We start from the raw sequence: 16,689 nt of genomic DNA on the forward strand, positions 1-16,689 counted from the left end.
GCGGAGGAGCTTACTTCTTGCGCGCGGCGATGGATTTTTCGGCGGTAGCCACCAGCTCGGCGCCAATCGTCTTCTTCCACTTGTCGTACACCGGGCGGGTGGCGGACACGAAGGCCGCACGCTCTTCGGACGACAGCTTGGTCACGGTCACGCCCAGCGCGCCCAGGTCTTTCAGCAACGGCTGGTCGGCTTCGACCAGGCCTTTGCGGGCGATCACGATCTGGTCGCGGGCGGCATCCAGCGCAGCCTGCTTGACGATGGCGCGGTCGGCCTCGGTCCAGCTGGCCCAGATCTCCTTGTTGACCACAAACACCAGCGGGTCGGCCACGTAGCCCCACATGGTCACGTGCTTTTGCGCCACGTTCTGCAGCTTGGCGGCGGTGTAGATGGAGATCGGGTTCTCTTGCCCGTCCACCGCGCCGGTGGCCAGCGCGGGCTGCGCGTCGGCCCAGCTCATTTGCGTGGGGTTCGCGCCCATGGCGGTAAAGGTTTCCTGGAACAGCGGCGAGCCAACGACGCGGATTTTCAAGCCCTTCAGGTCGGCGGGTTTGTGGATCGCCAGCTTGGAATTGCTGATTTCGCGGTAGCCGTTTTCACCAAAGGCCAGGGGCACAACGCCGGCCTTGTCGATGATCTTGAAGATGTCCTTGCCGACTTGGCCTTGGGTCAGCGAGTCGATGGCGGCGTAGTCGGGCATCAGGAACGGCAGCGAGAACAGGTTCAGCTCTTTCACCTGCGGCGACCAGTTGATGGTGGAGCCGATGGCCATGTCGATCACGCCCTGGCGCAGCGCCGAGAACTCGCGCGTCTGGTCGCCCTGGATCAGCGACACGCCCGGGTACAGCTTGATGTTGATGCGGCCCTGGGTGCGCTCGCGGACCATATTGGCCCAGATCTCGCCGCCCTTGCCCCAGGGAAAGGCGGTGCCCAGCACCAGCGACATCTTGTACTCGGGCTTATAGGTTTGGGCGATGCTGCCGGTGGTGGCCAGCATGGCGGCAGTGGCCACGGCCAAAGCCAGGAAGGAACGAACTTTCATTTTTGTCTCCGGTTTAAAAATCAGTAACCAAGATGGTGAGGGAGCCAGAGTGCGAGTTGCGGGAAAGCAATCACCAGCACCATCACCAAGAACATCGAAAACAGCATCCAGCCGACCCAGGGCACGGTCTCTTCCATGCGCACCTTGGCGATGCGGCAAGAGACCATCAGATTCACGGCCAGCGGCGGCGTGAACTGGCCGAGCGCGACCTTCAGGGTCAGGATCACGCCGAACCACACCAAATCCCAGTGGTAGTGCGTGGCAATCGGCAGCAGCAGCGGCACGAAGATCAAAAAGATCGACACGCCGTCGAGGAACATGCCCACTGTGACCAGCATCACGATCAGCAGCGCCAGCACGCCGTACTCGCCCAGGCCGGAATTCACAATGGCGTTGGTAATCGGGTCGATCACGCCCAGGGTCGACAGCGAATAGGCAAAGATGCCGGCCAGCGACACCACCAGCAGAATCACCGCCGACAGTTCGCCGGATTCGCGCAGGATGGGGAACAGGTCGCGCACGGTCATCGTGCGGTGGATGAACATGCCGACGAACAGGCCGTAGAACACCGCCACCACCGCCGCCTCGGTCGGCGTGAACCAGCCGGCGCGCATACCGCCCAGAATCAGCACCGGCGCGGCCAAGCCCCAGATGGCATCGCGCAGGCTGGCCCAGAACGGGGGCCTTGGCAGAGTAGATTCCAGCGCACCCATTTTGTGTTTGCGCGACAGCCAGACCGCGGGCACGATCAGCGCCAGGCCGGCCAGCACACCGGGGATCATGCCGGCCGCGAACAGCGCCGGCACCGAGGCGCCGGGTACCAGGATCGAATAGACGATGAAGGCAATCGACGGCGGAATCAGGATGTCGGTAGCCGCCGCAGCGCCCACTACGCTGGCTGAGAACGCCGGCGGGTAGCCGGCCTTGTTCATCGCCGTGATCATCACCGCGCCCACGGCCGCCGCACAGGCCGGGCCGGAGCCGGATATGCCACCCAGAAACATCGCCACCGCAATCGCCACCAGCGGCAGCATGCCGGGGCCACGCCCTACCACTGCCACGGCAAAGTTCACCAGCCGACCGGCCACACCCGAGCGGTCGAAGATCGAGCCCACCAGCACAAACATCGGGATCGCCAGCAGCGGGTACTTGCCCAGGCCGGCGTAGAAGTTCTGCGGCACGGCCAGCAAGCCAAACCACTGGCTGCTGCTATTGGCAATCGCAATCGCCGCGGCGCCGGCCAGGCCCAGGGCCACGCCAATCGGCACGCCCATCAGCATCATGATGATGAAAGTCAAAAATAGCAGCGTGGTGATCATGCCTCGCGCCCCCGGTGGATGAACAGGCCCACAGCGCGCAGCGCAATGCCCAGCGACAAAATCGGCAGCCACATCGAATACCACCAGGCCGGCAGGCCGATGCCGGGCGTGGTTTCTTCAAAGCGGTAGTCGTCCCACACCATGCGGATGCTCAAAGTGCCGATCAGCGTGAACAGAATCGCCACCATCACCGCGCCAAAGCGCGACAGGCCTTTGCGCCGCGCCATGCTGCCGCTGTCGGAAAAGTATTCGATGCGGATATGCCGATCCCGCGCCACGGCGGCCGAGGCGGCCACCAGGGTCAGCGCGATCATCAGGAACACCGAGATTTCCTCGGTCCAGGCAAACGACTCGTTGGTGAAGTAGCGCGCCAGCACATTGGCAAAGGTGATCAGCGCCAGCGCGCCCATCACCAGCACAGTCAGCCAGTCTTCGATCTTCAAAGGGACGATGGTCTGGGGGTCGGGTTCAGGGGCGTCGACGGCGGGCGTGTCTGGCCCAGGCTGGGAGTCGGAGGACATACGGGTCAGGGGATGTGAGAGACAGGGCCAAACTCGGCCCACCGGGCGCGTGACAGAGGCAACGGCGCGGCAAAAAACCAGCCGGCATCATAACTTTGTTACACCCCCTGCCGCCCCCGAACACCCTAGGGTTTACGCGATGTAAACCGACATCCGTTGTCCATCCAAAAGCAATGGATTCCCTGTCGCTCAGGCCCCCGGTGCCCGCAGGGCCTCACTCAGCTGGTCAACCACCTCGGCCCAGTCCGAATCCTGCAGCAAGGCCTCGCGCAGAAACGCGGCCTGCGCGGGCGACCAGAAGGTTGCGTCCGGCAACTGGATGTTGCCAGCCAGCGGTGAGTGCATGGCCAGAAAGTGGGCAATGCTTTGCGCATCAGAAGGAAGTCCCAACTGGGCGAAAAGCTCGGTGAAGCGGTGTGTAGATGTGTCCATGCCTTACCTTACTGCATTTTGGGCGCCGGGGCGATAGGACAGGGGCTCAGAGGGGCGGGGCGAGCCGGGTACGCTCCATGGCAAGGGATGACTCTGTAAACCCCAGTTTCTTGAAGAACTCCGCTGCGCCATCTCTGCCCGCCCGCAGTACCCAGGTGATGGTTTTGTCCGAACCGATGATTTCATCTACCAAGGCTTGGCCAATGCCTTGTCTACGGAACGGTGCGGCTACAACGACCATCGATAAATACCCGTTCGATATCCCGTCCGTGATGGCACGAGCAAACCCGACAAGCTGGTTATCAACCAAGGCCACGACAACGCGTTGCGATGCGGAAACCAGTTGCGCAAGTTGTTCCACATCGCCAATGCGGTGCCCCCAGCCATGGTTGGTAAGAAGGCGGTAAACGCTATCGAGGTCTGACGTGGAAATACTCCGCACTTCCATCTTTTCTCCTTAGCCGACTAGCGCCGCTTCTTGGTGATTTTGACAACACGCTGAGCGGTAATGCCCAGCGCCGCCCGGGCCAGCGCATCCGCCTCGCCGTTGCGGTGCTGCGGTATCCACAGCAGCTCGGCCTGGTCGAACGACTGGAACAGCGTCCGCACCGCATCGAACAAGTCCGCCAGCCGCGCGATCGGCTTGGCGTTGGGGTCGGTAATTTGCTCCACCACCACGCTGTTGTCGCAATGCACCCGCAACGCGCGGGCGCCGCGGGCTTGCAGCTCCTGCAGCGCCGCCATCAGTGCGCGTAGCTCGGCTTCGTTGTTGCAGCCTTGTAGCTGCGGTGCCAGGGACAGCGTGTGGCGCGTGCCATCGGGTGCGATCAGCAGCACGCCCAGGCCAATGCGGCCGGGGTTGGGCACGGCGCTGCCGTCACAGTAAACAATCCAGGGGTCCATGGGCGGTCTTCAGTCGGGCCCGCATTCTGCAACAAACCCTGGTCGGGACAACTCAGTAGGTCTTGTACGGCAGGAACTTGCCCGACAGCACCACCTTGACGCGGTCGCCCTTGGGGTCGGGCTGGCGCTCGATGTCCATGCTGAAGTCGATGGCGCTCATGATGCCGTCGCCAAACTCCTCGTGGATCAGCTCCTTGATGGTCGTGCCGTAGACGCTGACGATCTCGTACCAGCGGTAGATCAGCGGGTCGGTCGGCACGGGGGTGGGCAGCGAGCCCTTGTACGGCACCACCTGCAGCCACTTCTGCTCTTCGCTGCTCAGGCCGAAGATCTTGCCGATGACCTTGGCCTGCTCCGGCGTGCAGGTCATCTGGCCCAGGCAGGCGGCCGTAGTCCATTCCTTGGACTGGCCGACCTTCTTCGCCACGGCGGCCCACTGGATGCCTTTGGCGACCTTGACGGTGATGATCTTCTCGGTAATGTCATTGCGGTTCATCGTTGCTCCTGGCTGGGTTTATGAAAAACAGTATCTTTTTGATAGCAGCTGCCGCAGGCAATATCTGCGCCAGCTGCCGATTGGAAGCCCAACTTTTTTCTATAAACCCATAGCACTCAGCGAAGCATGCTCGTCCGGGCGTCGCCCCAGCGGCCAATGGAATTTGCGCTCAGCCTCGGCAATCGCCAGGTCGTTGATGCTGGCAAAGCGCCAGGCCATCAGGCCGTGTTCGGTGAATTCCCAATTTTCGTTGCCGTAGCTGCGGAACCACTGGCCGGTGGCGTCATGCCATTCGTAGGCAAAACGCACGGCGATGCGGTTGCCCGCGTGCGCCCAGAGTTCCTTGACCAGGCGGTAGTCCAGCTCCTTGGCCCATTTACGCGTCAAGAACTGGTGTACCTCGGCGCGGCCGGTGGGAAAGTCGGAGCGGTTGCGCCAGCGCGTGTCCTCGGTATAGACCTGGACCACGCGGTCCGGGTCGCGGCTGTTCCAGGCGTCTTCGGCCATGCGGGTTTTTTGGGTGGCCGAGTCGAAAGTGAATGGCGGCAGCGGGGGTTTGGTTTCCATGGGGTCTCCTCAAAGGTTGGTGGCGTGGTGGTGTACCGGGTGTAGCAAGGTGTCGGCGACGAGGTGCATGCCGCGCTCGCACTCGTCCAGCGTGGTCGGGCCGCCGAGGCAGATGCGCACCGCATCCGGCGGGTCACCATCGGTGGAAAACGCGGCGCTGGCCACCACACCCACACCCTGGCTGCGCAGATGCGCGGCCAGCTCGACCGGGCTCCAGCCCTCGGCGACGGGCAGCCACAGGTGGAAGGACTCGGGGTGACCCAGCATGCCGTACGGCGCCAGATAGCGCTCGGCAATCGCCTGGCGCGCGGTGCATTCGTCGCGGATGGCGTTCAGCATCGCATCGGCCGTACCGTCTTCGACCCAGAAGGTGGCCAACGCATTGGTGAACGGCGAGGCCATTACCGTGGTGGCGCGCATCGCGCCGGCCAGGCGCTGCGACTGGCGCTCGCCTGGGGAGCACACATAGGCGTTGCGCAGACCGGCGCCAAAGCATTTGGAAAAGCCGGTGATGTAGTAGGTCAGGCCCGGCGCCAAGGTAGCCATGGCCGGCGGAAGCTCTCTGGGCAACATCGCATACGCGTCGTCTTCAATAATCGGAATCGCGTAGCGCAACGCCACGTCGGCCAGCGCTTCACGCCGGGAGCGGCTGACGGTGGCGGTGGTCGGATTCAGCAAGGTCGGGTTGCAGTACAGCGCCTTGGGGTGCAGGGTCTTGCAGGCGTGCTCGAAGGCTTCGGCGCTGGGGCCGTCGTCGTCCAGCGGCAGCGCGTGCAGCTGGATGCCGAGCTGGGCGGCGATGGCCTTCACGCCGGGATAGGTCAGCGCCTCGACGCAGACCAGCTCGCCGGGCCGCGCCAGCTGCGAGAACAGCGCCGTCAGCACGCTGTGGATGCCGGGACAGACCAGCACCTGCTCGACCCGGCAGGTTGGCAGGCGCCGGCGCAGCCACTGCGCCGCCACCTCGCGGTCGTGCAAGGTGCCGCCAAAGTCCTGGTAGCGCAGCAGCGCATACAGGTCGGCACTGGCCAGCACACCGGCGGCCGAGTCGTGCATATGCGCCAGCAGCACCGGGTCTTGCGGCTCGGGCGGCAAGTTCATGGTCATCTCGGCCGCGCTGCCGCCGCGCAGCGGCAGGCTGGGGCTAGAGCCGCGCACATAGGTACCCATGCCGGCATGGGTGTCGATCAGGCCGCGCTTGCGCGCCTCGCTGTAGCCGCGCGCAACGGTGGTGTAGTTGAGCTGCAGGTCTTCGGCCAGCTCGCGCAGCGTCGGCAGCCGGTCGCGCGCCATCAGGCGGCCGGTACGCACGTCGTCGGCAATCAGGTCGGCAATCAGCAGATAGGCCGGCTTGTCGCTCTTCTGCAGCTTCTTGGTCCAGTGGACGGGAGTCTTATTCATAGCGTGTGACCGGGTCGTTCAACTTGATCGCATGACTTGATCGCATGCACATGCAATCAACGATGCAAGTTCCGAGCCTGTCCACTCTCGCAAAAACGCATCCTGCCGGTGCGTAAAAACCATTTATCGGGTGCATTGATCGCATGGCAAATGCATTAAGCCGGTGCACTGTTGGCGCTGCAAAAACGGGGATTCCAAGCCCGCAAAAAATATTTCAGGCGGCCCGGAGTTGCCCAGCATGGTTGATGGCGACTTGATCGCATGGCCGGGCCTGGTCGGTGGCACAGAGCATGCAAAAAGCTGGGGCGCTTCCCTTTCATCCACCCTCTTTTTTCCACTGGAGCCCCCATGCCAAAAGTCACCAAGCCCGCGAACGCCAAAGGCGATTTCCTCGTCGACTATGAAGAAAAAGTCTTTGAAGACGTGAAGGCCGACCCGGGCCAGAAAGCCCTGGTCACCTTCCACACCGTGGCCTTTGAAGGCTCGATCGGCTTCGTCAACCTGCTGCAGGCCACCCGGCTGCTGCGCAAGGGTTTCGAGACCTCGGTGCTGCTGTATGGCCCGGGTGTCACCCTGGGCGTGCAGCGCGGCTTTCCGACGCTGGGCGACGAAGCCTTCCCCGGCCACCAGAACTTCAACAACCAGATCACCAAGTTCATAGCCGAGGGCGGCAAGGTCTACGCCTGCCGCTTTGCGCTGCAGGCGCTGTACGGCCACGGCGAAGGCGCGCTGATCGAAGGCATACGCCCGATCAGCCCGCTGGATGTGCTGGACATCGTGCTGCTGCACAAGAAGGCCAACGCCGTCATTTTGGACACCTGGACTCTGTAAATGGCTGCCACACCCACCACAGTACGTGCGGCGGCGGTGCAGATCGCCCCGGACTTTGAACGCCCGGAAGGCACGCTGGAACGGGTGTGCGCCGCCATCGACGAGGCCGCCAGCAAGGGCGTTCAGATCATGGTCTTCCCCGAGACCTTCATGCCTTACTACCCCTACTTCTCGTTCGTACTGCCGCCGGTGCTGCAGGGCGCGCCACACTTGAAGCTGTACGAGCGCGCAGTGGTGGTGCCCGGCCCGGTGACTGCCGCCGTGGCCGAGCGCGCCCGCGCCCACGGCATCGTCGTGGTGCTGGGCGTCAACGAGCGCGACCATGGCAGCCTGTACAACACCCAGCTGGTATTCGATGCCGATGGCAGCCTGGCGCTGAAGCGCCGCAAGATTACGCCCACTTATCACGAGCGCATGGTCTGGGGCATGGGCGATGGCGCCGGTCTGAAAGTGGTCGACACCGCTGTCGGCAGAGTCGGCGCCCTGGCCTGCTGGGAGCACTACAACCCGCTGGCCCGCTACAGCCTGATGGCGCAGCACGAGGAAATCCACTGCGCCCAGTTCCCCGGCTCGCTGGTCGGGCCGATCTTTGCCGAGCAGATGGAGGTCACCATCCGCCACCACGCCCTCGAATCCGGCTGCTTCGTCATCAATGCCACCGGCTGGCTGACGGACGCGCAAATCATGGCCATCACGCCCGACACGGCGCTGCAAAAAGCGCTGCGCGGCGGCTGCCATACGGCCATCATTTCGCCCGAAGGCAAGCACCTGGTGCCGCCGCTGACCGAGGGCGAAGGCATGGTGATCGCCGACCTGGACATGGCGCTGATCACCAAGCGCAAACGCATGATGGATTCGGTCGGCCACTATGCCCGGCCCGAGCTGCTGGGCCTGGTGCTGAACGACCGCCCCGCCGTGCCTATGCAACGCATGGCGGCCACCTCTTCCACTTCTGAAAGCCTGTATGAACCCCAGCCTCCAGCCCATGAATCGTGAGTTGATGACCGAGCTGCAGTCCTTCGGGCTGCGGCTGGTGGACCCCAGCGCCGGCGTCGCCAGCCGCAAGGGCGGCGCGGGGCCAAGCGACCACAAGGCGGTGACGGTGGACGGCCACACCATCATGGTGCCGGTGCACACCTCCACCGCGTGGAACTCGCCGTTCACCGCGCAGGCGCCCGATGCGCAAGGCCGCAGCGTGGTGACGCGGGGCAGCATCCCGATTGCCAGCATCAGCTTCCCCAAGCAGCCGCGCTTCTACGCGATGCAGACCCTGGACGGCGTGCCCTACTCGCACATCGCCACCTTACACGGCGCCGACGTGCTGGCCACCACGGTGCTGCAAACCTGCATCCGCTACGAGAGCCGCAAGAAGACCTGCAAGTTCTGCGCAATCGGCCAGTCGCTGGCGGCAGGCCGCACCATTGCCCACAAGACGCCGCAGCAGCTGGCCGAAGTGGCCCGCGCCGCCGTTCTGCTGGACGGTGTGAAGCACATGGTGATGACCACCGGCACGCCGAACGCCACCGACCGCGGTGCCCAGGTGCTGTGCGACAGCGCGTTCGCCATCAAGGCCGCGGTCAACATCCCCATCCAGGGCCAGTGCGAGCCGCCGGACAAGGATGTGTGGTTCGACCGCATGCTGGCTTCGGGCATCGACACGCTGGGCATGCACCTGGAAGTGGTGACGCCGGAGCTGCGCGAAAAAATCATGCCCGGCAAGGTCCAGGTGCCGATCAGCCGCTACATGGAAGCGTTTGAGGCCTCGGTACGCGTCTTCGGCCGCGGCCAGGTCAGCACCTACATCCTGGCCGGCCTGGGCGATACCCGCGAGGCGATTCTGCAGATCTGCGACCAGCTGCTGGCGCTGGGCGTGTACCCGTTTGTCGTGCCCTTTGTGCCCATCAGCGGCACGCCGTTGGAGGACCACGCCGCGCCGTCGCCGGAGTTCATGCAGTCCATCCTGCAGCCGCTGGGCCGCAGCGTGGCCGCGGCAAACCTGCGCTCCAGCGACATCAAGGCCGGCTGTGGCAAGTGCGGCGCGTGCTCCTCCTTGTCTGTGTACGAAACCTGAAGGAGGCCGCCATGCTCTGCATCGACGACGTATTGGAAACCCCGCCTGCCTGGGCGCCGGTCGAGTTCCGGGTGCGCGCCGCCTGCCAGGACTGGGAACAGCGCGAAGCCCATGCGCTACGCCGGGCGGTGTTCTGCATCGAGCAAGGCATCTTCAGCGGCGACGACCGCGATGCCATCGACGACCACGCGCAGCTGCTGGTGGCGATGTCGTGCAACGGTGGCATGCCGGACCAGGTAGTGGGCACCGTACGCATCCATGAGAAATCGCCCGGCCTGTGGTGGGGCTCGCGGCTGGCGGTGCATCCCTCGTTTCGCAGCCAGGGCAATCTGGGCGCGACGCTGATCCGCCTGGCGGTGAGCCGCGCCCATGCGCAGGGCTGCCATACCTTTCTGGCCCATGTGCAAGCGCAGAACGCGCCGCTGTTCCGGCGTCTCAAATGGCAGCAACTGGCCGAACTCAGCATCCACGGACGGCCGCACTGCGAGATGCAGGCCGACCTGGCCGCCTACCCGCCCTGCTTCGACCCGGTCAGCGGCTTTGTGACGCGTGCGCGGAGCTCGCTATGAGTGCCGAGCAGCTCTGCAACTTCCTGCGCGACAGCCGCGGCTTCGCCCACAAGCGCGACATTAGCGACATCGTCACCGCGCTGGGTGCAGCCCTGCCCGGCGGCGGCGCGGCGCTGGCCCAGGCCGTGCCGCTGGGCGACGACTGCGCCGCCATCCCCGACGGCCACGGCGGCTACCTGCTGTTCGCCATCGAAGGCCTGGTGGAAGACTTCATTGAGCGCATGCCCTGGTTTGCTGGCTACTGCAGCCTGATGGTAAATGTGAGCGACATCTACGCCATGGGCGGCCGCCCGACTGCGGTGGTGAATGCGCTGTGGAGCCAGGGCATGGACCCGGCCGGTGCGATGCTGCAAGGCATGGCGCAGGCGTCAACGGCTTACGGCGTGCCCATCGTCGGCGGCCACAGCAATAACCGCAGCGAGCGGCCACAGCTGGCCGTCGCCATACTCGGCCGCGCCAAGACCTTGCTGACCAGCTTCAACGCCCGTCCCGGCGACAAGCTGGTGATGGCGGTAGACCTGCGCGGCGCCTTTGAGGAACCCTTCCCCTACTGGAACGCATCCACCCGCGCCCCTTCGGCCCGGCTGCGTGGCGACCTGGAACTGCTGCCACGCTTCGCCGAAGACGGCCTGTGCGATGCCGCCAAAGACATCAGCATGGCCGGTGCAGTCGGCACGGCGATGATGCTGCTCGAATGCTCGCAGGTCGGCGCTGTCATCGACGTCGATGCGATTCCACGCCCCGAAGGCGTACCACTGCAACGCTGGCTCACCGCCTTCCCCAGCTACGGCTTCGTGCTGAGCGTGCGGCCCGAGCATCTGGGCGAAGTAATGACGCGCTTTGCGGTGCGCGACATCGCCTGCGGCGTGGTTGGCGAAGTCACGACCCGCCGCCAGGTGCATCTGCGCCAAGGCGACAGCCAGGCCTTGCTGTGGGACTTCACTGAGGACGCCTTCATTTGCGAGGCTGCAGGAGTGCCGGCATGAAAATCGGCCTGCTGACCCATTCGGTGAACCCGCGCGGCGGCGTGGTGCACACCATCGAGCTGGCGCATGCGCTGTTCGATGCCGGACACGATGTGACGGTGATGGCGCCCGCGACACCGGGCCAGCAGTTCTTCCGCCCGCTACGCTGCCACAGCGCGCTGGTGCCGGTGGCCGGCACACCGAGCGACATGGTGGAGATGGTCGGCAGCCGCATCACCGCGTATGTAGACCATCTGACCCCGCTGCTGGAGCGCGCATCTTTCGACGTGCTGCACTGCCACGACGGCATAGGCGGCAATGCGCTGGCAACGCTGCAAGACCGCGGCCTGGTCAGCGGCTTTGTGCGCACCGTGCACCACCTGGACCACTTCACCCAGCCGCAGCTCATGGCCTGGCAGCAGCGCTCGGTAGTTCAGGCGCAGCAGGTGCTGTGCGTCAGCCGCTTGTGGCGCGATGTGCTGCAGCAGGACCATGGCATTGCCGCCATCGAAGTGCCGAACGGCGTCGATGCCGCGCGCTACAGCCCGACTCCGCAAGCTGCGGATGCCGCGCTAGCCCAACGCTTGGGCATACGCAGCAACGGCCAGGTATTGCTCTGCGTCGGTGGCGTGGAGGAACGCAAGAACACCGTTCGCGTGCTGCAGGCCTTCATCCAGCTGCGCGTGCAGATGCCGGATCTTCAGCTGGTCATCGCCGGCGGAGCCAGCTTGCTGGACCACAGCGGCTATGCCCGCACATTCCAAACCCTGCAGCAGGCCAGCGGCTACAGCCGCGACGTACTGCTGACCGGCCCGCTGGCCGACGCCGACATGCCGGGCCTGTTCCGCCTGGCCGATGTGGTCGCCATGCCCTCGCTCAGCGAAGGCTTCGGCCTGGTGGTTCTGGAGGCGCTGTGCAGCGGCGTGCCGGTGGTCGCATCGCAGATCGCACCGTTCACCGAATACCTCCGGACAGGCGACTGCAGCTGGGCCGACCCGCTGGATGCGGGCTCGATTGCCGATGCCATCCAGCAGACGCTGGCGCATACCGACCGCCAGCGCATAGCCGCATCCGCCGCCCGGCTGGCTGCCCACTTCAGCTGGCAACGCAGCGCTGCGCTACACGCCGAGATTTATTCAAAAATGAGAGCAATAAGCCTATGCCCGTAATGCACTTCCACATCGTTTGGCCCGATCAAACGCAAACCCGCTGCTACTCCCCATCGCTGGTGGTGCAAGAGTATCTGCAGGTCGGCCAGAGCTACCCGCTCAACGACTTTCTGGAGCGCAGCCGCGAGGCGCTGCACATCGCCTCGGAACGGGTGCGTGCCAAGTACGGCTTTGCCTGTTCACAGGCGATGGACCAACTGGCCGAGATCGAACATCTGGCAGCCCCCTTTCAAACCCAGGCCGACGCGCAAGTGCTGGTCACCACCTTCAGTTGAATAGAACACCATGGCACACATTGACCCCCTCACCACCCACTACAGCGTTGCCGTCGTCGGCGGCGGCCAGGCCGGCCTGTCGCTTAGCTACTACCTGCAGCAGCGCGGCATTGACCATTTGGTGCTGGAAAAAAACAAACTCGTGCACAGCTGGCGCAGCCAGCGCTGGGACTCGTTCTGCCTGGTCACGCCCAACTGGCAGTGCAATCTGCCGGGCTGGAGCTATGCCGGCGACGATCCGCACGGCTTCATGGTCAAGGAAGAAATCAATGCCTGGCTTGAAGGCTTCGTCGCCCATGTAGATGCCCCCGCACTCGAAGGCGTGGTGGTGCACAAGGTGGCGCGCAGCAGCGACAGCAAGCCGTTCAGCCTCCAGACCAGCCAGGGCACATTCACGGCAGACCAGGTGGTGGTGGCTTCGGGCGGCTACCACAAGCCTATCGTGCCGCGCCTGGCCGAACGCCTGCCATCGCACATCACACAGATGCATTCGGCCGAGTACCGCAATCCGCAATCCTTGCCCGAGGGCGCGGTGCTGGTGGTCGGCTGCGGCCAATCGGGTTCGCAGATCGCCGAAGACCTGCACCTGGCCGGCCGCAAGGTGTTTGTGGCCACCGGTGACGCACCGCGCTGCGCCCGCTTTTACCGAGGCAAAGACGTGGTCGACTGGCTGGCCGATATGGACTACTACAACATGCCGGTGACCCAGCACCCGCTGCGCGAAGGTGTAAGAGACAACACCAACCACTACGTGACCGGCCGCGACGGCGGGCGTGACATCGACCTGCGCCGCTTCGCGCTGGAAGGCATGGAACTCTACGGCCTGCTGGCCGATTTACAAGGCGATGAGCTGCTTTTCAAACCGAACCTGCAAGCCAATCTGGACCATGCCGATGGCATCTACAACGGCATCAACGCCAGCATCGATAAGTACATTGCCGCGCATGGCATAGACGCACCACCCGGTGGTCCGTATGTGCCGGTATGGCAGCCGGCCACCGAGCGCAGCAGCCTGGACCTGGCCAGCTCCGGCATCACCAGCGTGGTCTGGTGCATAGGCTTTTCGCCCGACTTCGCCTGGGTCGACGCCCCGGTGTTCAACGGCCGCGGCGAGCCGGTGCATGTGCGCGGCGTGACCCAGCAGGCGGGGCTGTACTTTCTGGGCCTGCCCTGGCTGCATACCTGGGGTTCGGGCCGTTTCTCCGGCGTAGCCCGCGACGCGCTGTACCTGGCCGAGCAAATCGCGGCCCGTGCTGGCGCGGTGGACTGCGCGGAAGAGTCGGAGCTGCTGCTGTCGTGAGCACGCATCTGCTGCCCACGCCGCTGGTCGGGCGCTACACCGCTGGCATGCCGCAGCTGTGCTGCAGCGGCCTGTCGGAAAACTGGCTGCTAAAGGAATGCGGGCACCGGCACTGGCTGGCCATCGCCCACAGCCAAGGGCTGGCGCAACCAGAATTCCGCGACGCGCAGGGGCACAAAGTTTACGCAGCTTTCAGCCTGGTGCGCATCCAGCAGGCGCAGCTGGAGCGGGTGGAAGAACACGACACGTTCAGCATTTCCACGCAGTGCCAGCCTGCCGGCCGCACCCAGCATTACAGCCAGCACGCGGTGGAGCTGCACGGCCAGTGCATCGCGCGGGTGGAGATGCTGTCGGTGTTTGTGCGCCGTGCGCAAGCGGGCAGCAACCGCAGCATCGTGCGCGCCGTGATGGCCGGGCCGTCTGCTGTAACCCAGCCCGGGCTGGCCGCAGCCACCGAAGCCTTTGTGCAACGTGGACGCACGCGCCGCGCCGCAGCCCATACGCCCGCAGCGGCAGACGCAGATACCAGCGTCTACACGCCCTGCCCTTACAACGATTTCAATGGCGCAGACCTGCTGTACTTCAGCAGCTTCCAGTCCATGGTCGACCGCGCCGAATGGGCGGGCTTGCACAGCACCCGTCCGGCCCGGTTGCGAGAGCGCGAGCTGGTGTTCTACGGCAACCTGGATATCGGCGACTGCGTACACACGCAGCTGCAGCGGGATGCCGGACCCGAAGGCTTGTTGGCCCACCACAGCCTGCTACGGCGCGGCTCGGACGGCGTGTGCATTGCCGAGATCTTCACCCGCAAACAGCCGGCCCAACAGAAGCTGGCACTGGCCGCCTAGCCCCGCGGATGGTGCTTGGCGTGCAGCGCATGCAGGCGCTCGCGCGCCACGTGGGTGTAAATGGTAGTGGTGGAAATATCCGCATGGCCCAGCAGCATCTGCACCGCGCGCAGATCGGCGCCGTGGTTCAGCAAATGGGTGGCGAATGCGTGGCGCAAGGTGTGCGGCGACAAGGCCACGTGGATGTCGGCCGCCAGCGCGTATTTGCGCACCAGCATCCAGAACATCACCCGCGACATGGCGCGCCCAGCCTTGTTGCCGCGCGAGGTGATGAACAGGTCGTCGGCCTGTTTGCCGTCCAGAATCTCCGGCCGGGCTTCCTGCATATAGCGCTCCAGCCACATGCCCGCCACCTGGCCGAAAGGCACCAGCCGCTCCTTACTGCCCTTGCCCAGCACGCGCAGCACGCCGTCGTTCAGGCTCAGCTGAAAGGTCTTCAGCAGCACCAGCTCGCTGACGCGCAGGCCGCTGGCATACATCAGCTCCAGCATGGCGCGGTCGCGCAGGCCTAGCGGCGTGTCCACATCGGGCGCGGTCAGCAGGGCTTCGACCTGCGGCTCGGTCAGGGTCTTGATGGCGCGCGGCGCCTGGCGGGCCGGCTGCAGCTTGAGGGTCGGGTCGGCCGCGACCAGCCGCTCGCGCAGCGCCCAGCGAAAGTAGCGTTTGAACACCGTCAAACGCCGGTTCGCCGAGGTGGCCTTGGTCTGCGCGTGGCGGGCCGCAAAATAGGCCTGCAGGTCTTGCTCGCGGGTATCCATCAGCGCACGCGGCTGGGCCTGCAGCCAGGTGGCCAGCAGGCTCAAGTCACGCCGGTAGGCCGCCAAGGTGTTCTTGGACAGGCCTTGCTCCAGCCACAGGGCGTCGATAAAGGCATCAATCAACGCACTATTGCGTTCGGTGCTCAATCCAGCGTCAACTTCGAGTCGGTTACCACCTTCTTGTACACCGCGTACTCGGCCTGGATCTCGGCCGCGAACTGCTCGGGCGTGTTGGCCACGATGATGGAGCCGGTGTCTTCAATCCGCTTGCGCACGGCCGGGTCTTCCAGCGCCTTGCGTACGCCGGCGTTGATCTTGTCGACCACTTCGCGCGGCAGGCCCTTGGGGCCGTAAATGCCGTAGAAGGCCAGGCGGTTCACCGGCTCCAGGCCGATTTCCTTGAAGGTCGGCACATTCGGCAGAATAGCCAGACGCTGCGGCGCCGCCACCACGATGGGCACCAGGCGGTTCGCCTGGATGAAGGGCAAGGCCGATGGCAGGTTGTCCAGCATCATCGCCACCTGGCCAGCCACGGTGTCGTTCAGTGCGGGGCCGGCGCCACGGTAAGGAATGTGCGTCATGAAGGTGCCGGTCTTGCTCTTGAACAGCTCCATTTGCAAATGCTGGATGGTGCCGGTGCCCGACGAGGCAAACGAATATTTGCCCGGCGACTTCTTCAGCTCGGCGATGAAGCCTTTGTAGTCCTTGGCCGGGAAGCTCGGCGTCACCGCAATGATGTTGGGCGTGGCCGCGATGTTGATGATGGGGGTGAAATCGGTCAGCGGGTTGTACGGCGTCTTGGGGTTGATGGCCGGATTCGCGGCCACCGTGGACACCGTGGCAATGCCCAGCGAATAACCATCGGGCGCAGCCTTGGCGGTTTCGTTGGCGCCGATGATGCCTCCGCCACCGGCCTTGTTTTCCACAATCACCGGCTGGCCGATCGCCCGGCCCAGCGCGTCGGCAATGGTGCGGGCAATGATGTCGGTGGTGCCGCCCGGCGCAAACGGCACCTGCAGCTTGACAACTTTGTTGGGGTAGCCCTGCGCCAGGGCGGAGCCCGCGGCGGCGAGCAAGGCAGTAGCGAGAAGTGAGCGACGGAACATGGTGTGCGCCTTGGAAAGTTCAGAAGGCCCATCGTAACCAAAACCGGGGTCGCTGCGGGTGTGGGGATTACATAGGGGTCTACCCGCAAACGACGCCGCTGCGCTGGTATTCTCAGCCG

20 protein-coding genes are annotated in these 16,689 nt (G+C 64.7%); 9 read left to right on the forward strand and 11 right to left on the reverse strand.

Translation table 11 applies throughout. The annotated features are described in order from the left end of the window. Positions 1-10: 10 nt before the first annotated feature. The 9 genes from BLT66_RS15260 to BLT66_RS15300 form a co-directional block, all read right to left on the reverse strand. On the reverse strand, positions 11-1,039 hold the full coding sequence (locus BLT66_RS15260) for a DctP family TRAP transporter solute-binding subunit (RefSeq protein ID WP_092758600.1): 1,029 nt from the start codon (positions 1,037-1,039) through the stop codon (positions 11-13). A 20-nt stretch (positions 1,040-1,059) separates the two neighbouring features. Continuing rightward, the gene (locus BLT66_RS15265; protein ID WP_092758602.1) at positions 1,060-2,358 is read right to left on the reverse strand and encodes a TRAP transporter large permease; all 1,299 of its coding nucleotides are present in this window, start codon (positions 2,356-2,358) and stop codon (positions 1,060-1,062) included. Continuing rightward, positions 2,355-2,879, reverse strand: coding sequence for a TRAP transporter small permease (locus tag BLT66_RS15270; RefSeq protein WP_092758603.1), 525 nt, complete (start codon positions 2,877-2,879; stop codon positions 2,355-2,357). The genes BLT66_RS15265 and BLT66_RS15270 overlap by 4 nt, the downstream gene beginning before the upstream one ends. Positions 2,880-3,068: 189 nt before the next feature. Beyond that, on the reverse strand, positions 3,069-3,311 hold the full coding sequence (locus BLT66_RS15275; protein ID WP_092758604.1) for a DUF2789 domain-containing protein: 243 nt from the start codon (positions 3,309-3,311) through the stop codon (positions 3,069-3,071). A gap of 46 nt (positions 3,312-3,357) precedes the next feature. Further along, a complete protein-coding gene (locus BLT66_RS15280; protein WP_092758605.1) occupies positions 3,358-3,759 on the reverse strand; it encodes a GNAT family N-acetyltransferase in 402 nt (133 codons plus the stop codon). 17 nt (positions 3,760-3,776) lie between these two features. Continuing rightward, positions 3,777-4,214, reverse strand: coding sequence for a ribonuclease HI family protein (locus BLT66_RS15285; RefSeq protein ID WP_092758606.1), 438 nt, complete (start codon positions 4,212-4,214; stop codon positions 3,777-3,779). 52 nt (positions 4,215-4,266) lie between these two features. Next, complete coding sequence (gene cynS / locus BLT66_RS15290; RefSeq protein ID WP_092758607.1) at positions 4,267-4,710, reverse strand: cyanase; 444 nt, start codon at positions 4,708-4,710, stop codon at positions 4,267-4,269. 99 nt (positions 4,711-4,809) lie between these two features. Beyond that, a complete protein-coding gene (locus BLT66_RS15295) occupies positions 4,810-5,277 on the reverse strand; it encodes a nuclear transport factor 2 family protein (protein WP_092758609.1) in 468 nt (155 codons plus the stop codon). Positions 5,278-5,286: 9 nt separating this feature from the next. Next, positions 5,287-6,678, reverse strand: a complete 1,392-nt coding sequence (locus tag BLT66_RS15300) for an aminotransferase-like domain-containing protein (protein ID WP_092758611.1) — start codon at positions 6,676-6,678, stop codon at positions 5,287-5,289. A gap of 348 nt (positions 6,679-7,026) precedes the next feature. Here BLT66_RS15300 and BLT66_RS15305 point away from each other — a divergent pair, with 348 nt between their 5' ends. From BLT66_RS15305 to BLT66_RS15345, 9 genes are read left to right on the forward strand one after another with little or no spacing between them, the layout of a single operon-like run. Continuing rightward, the gene (locus tag BLT66_RS15305; protein WP_092758613.1) at positions 7,027-7,509 is read left to right on the forward strand and encodes an MSMEG_0572/Sll0783 family nitrogen starvation response protein; all 483 of its coding nucleotides are present in this window, start codon (positions 7,027-7,029) and stop codon (positions 7,507-7,509) included. Beyond that, a complete protein-coding gene (locus tag BLT66_RS15310; protein WP_092758615.1) occupies positions 7,510-8,505 on the forward strand; it encodes a Nit6803 family nitrilase in 996 nt (331 codons plus the stop codon). Positions 8,506-8,509: 4 nt separating this feature from the next. Then, a complete protein-coding gene (locus BLT66_RS15315; RefSeq protein ID WP_092759164.1) occupies positions 8,510-9,580 on the forward strand; it encodes an MSMEG_0568 family radical SAM protein in 1,071 nt (356 codons plus the stop codon). Between the two features lie 11 nt (positions 9,581-9,591). Then, positions 9,592-10,149, forward strand: coding sequence for an MSMEG_0567/Sll0786 family nitrogen starvation N-acetyltransferase (locus BLT66_RS15320; protein WP_092758617.1), 558 nt, complete (start codon positions 9,592-9,594; stop codon positions 10,147-10,149). Then, positions 10,146-11,135, forward strand: a complete 990-nt coding sequence (locus tag BLT66_RS15325; protein ID WP_092758619.1) for a sll0787 family AIR synthase-like protein — start codon at positions 10,146-10,148, stop codon at positions 11,133-11,135. The genes BLT66_RS15320 and BLT66_RS15325 overlap by 4 nt, the downstream gene beginning before the upstream one ends. Continuing rightward, on the forward strand, positions 11,132-12,283 hold the full coding sequence (locus BLT66_RS15330) for an MSMEG_0565 family glycosyltransferase (protein ID WP_092758620.1): 1,152 nt from the start codon (positions 11,132-11,134) through the stop codon (positions 12,281-12,283). Before BLT66_RS15325 ends, BLT66_RS15330 begins: the two co-directional genes overlap by 4 nt. Further along, the gene (locus BLT66_RS15335) at positions 12,274-12,558 is read left to right on the forward strand and encodes an MSMEG_0570 family nitrogen starvation response protein (protein ID WP_092758621.1); all 285 of its coding nucleotides are present in this window, start codon (positions 12,274-12,276) and stop codon (positions 12,556-12,558) included. Before BLT66_RS15330 ends, BLT66_RS15335 begins: the two co-directional genes overlap by 10 nt. Positions 12,559-12,568: 10 nt before the next feature. Beyond that, on the forward strand, positions 12,569-13,858 hold the full coding sequence (locus BLT66_RS15340) for an MSMEG_0569 family flavin-dependent oxidoreductase (RefSeq protein ID WP_092758622.1): 1,290 nt from the start codon (positions 12,569-12,571) through the stop codon (positions 13,856-13,858). Further along, positions 13,855-14,706, forward strand: coding sequence for a Pnap_2097 family protein (locus BLT66_RS15345; protein ID WP_218922616.1), 852 nt, complete (start codon positions 13,855-13,857; stop codon positions 14,704-14,706). The genes BLT66_RS15340 and BLT66_RS15345 overlap by 4 nt, the downstream gene beginning before the upstream one ends. On the opposite strand, the gene xerD is transcribed toward BLT66_RS15345, so the two are convergent. Together xerD and BLT66_RS15355 are read right to left on the reverse strand one after the other, a co-directional pair. Continuing rightward, positions 14,703-15,611 carry a site-specific tyrosine recombinase XerD gene (gene xerD / locus BLT66_RS15350; RefSeq protein ID WP_092758623.1) on the reverse strand — a complete coding sequence of 303 codons (909 nt, stop codon included), beginning with the start codon at positions 15,609-15,611 and terminating at the stop codon, positions 14,703-14,705. The two genes, BLT66_RS15345 and xerD, sit on opposite strands and share 4 nt — an antisense overlap. Further along, positions 15,608-16,570 carry a tripartite tricarboxylate transporter substrate binding protein BugE gene (locus BLT66_RS15355; protein ID WP_092758631.1) on the reverse strand — a complete coding sequence of 321 codons (963 nt, stop codon included), beginning with the start codon at positions 16,568-16,570 and terminating at the stop codon, positions 15,608-15,610. The genes xerD and BLT66_RS15355 overlap by 4 nt, the downstream gene beginning before the upstream one ends. Positions 16,571-16,689 lie beyond the last annotated feature (119 nt).

Source organism: Rhodoferax sp. OV413, from assembly GCF_900104385.1.
Taxonomy (GTDB): domain Bacteria; phylum Pseudomonadota; class Gammaproteobacteria; order Burkholderiales; family Burkholderiaceae_C; genus Rhodoferax_B.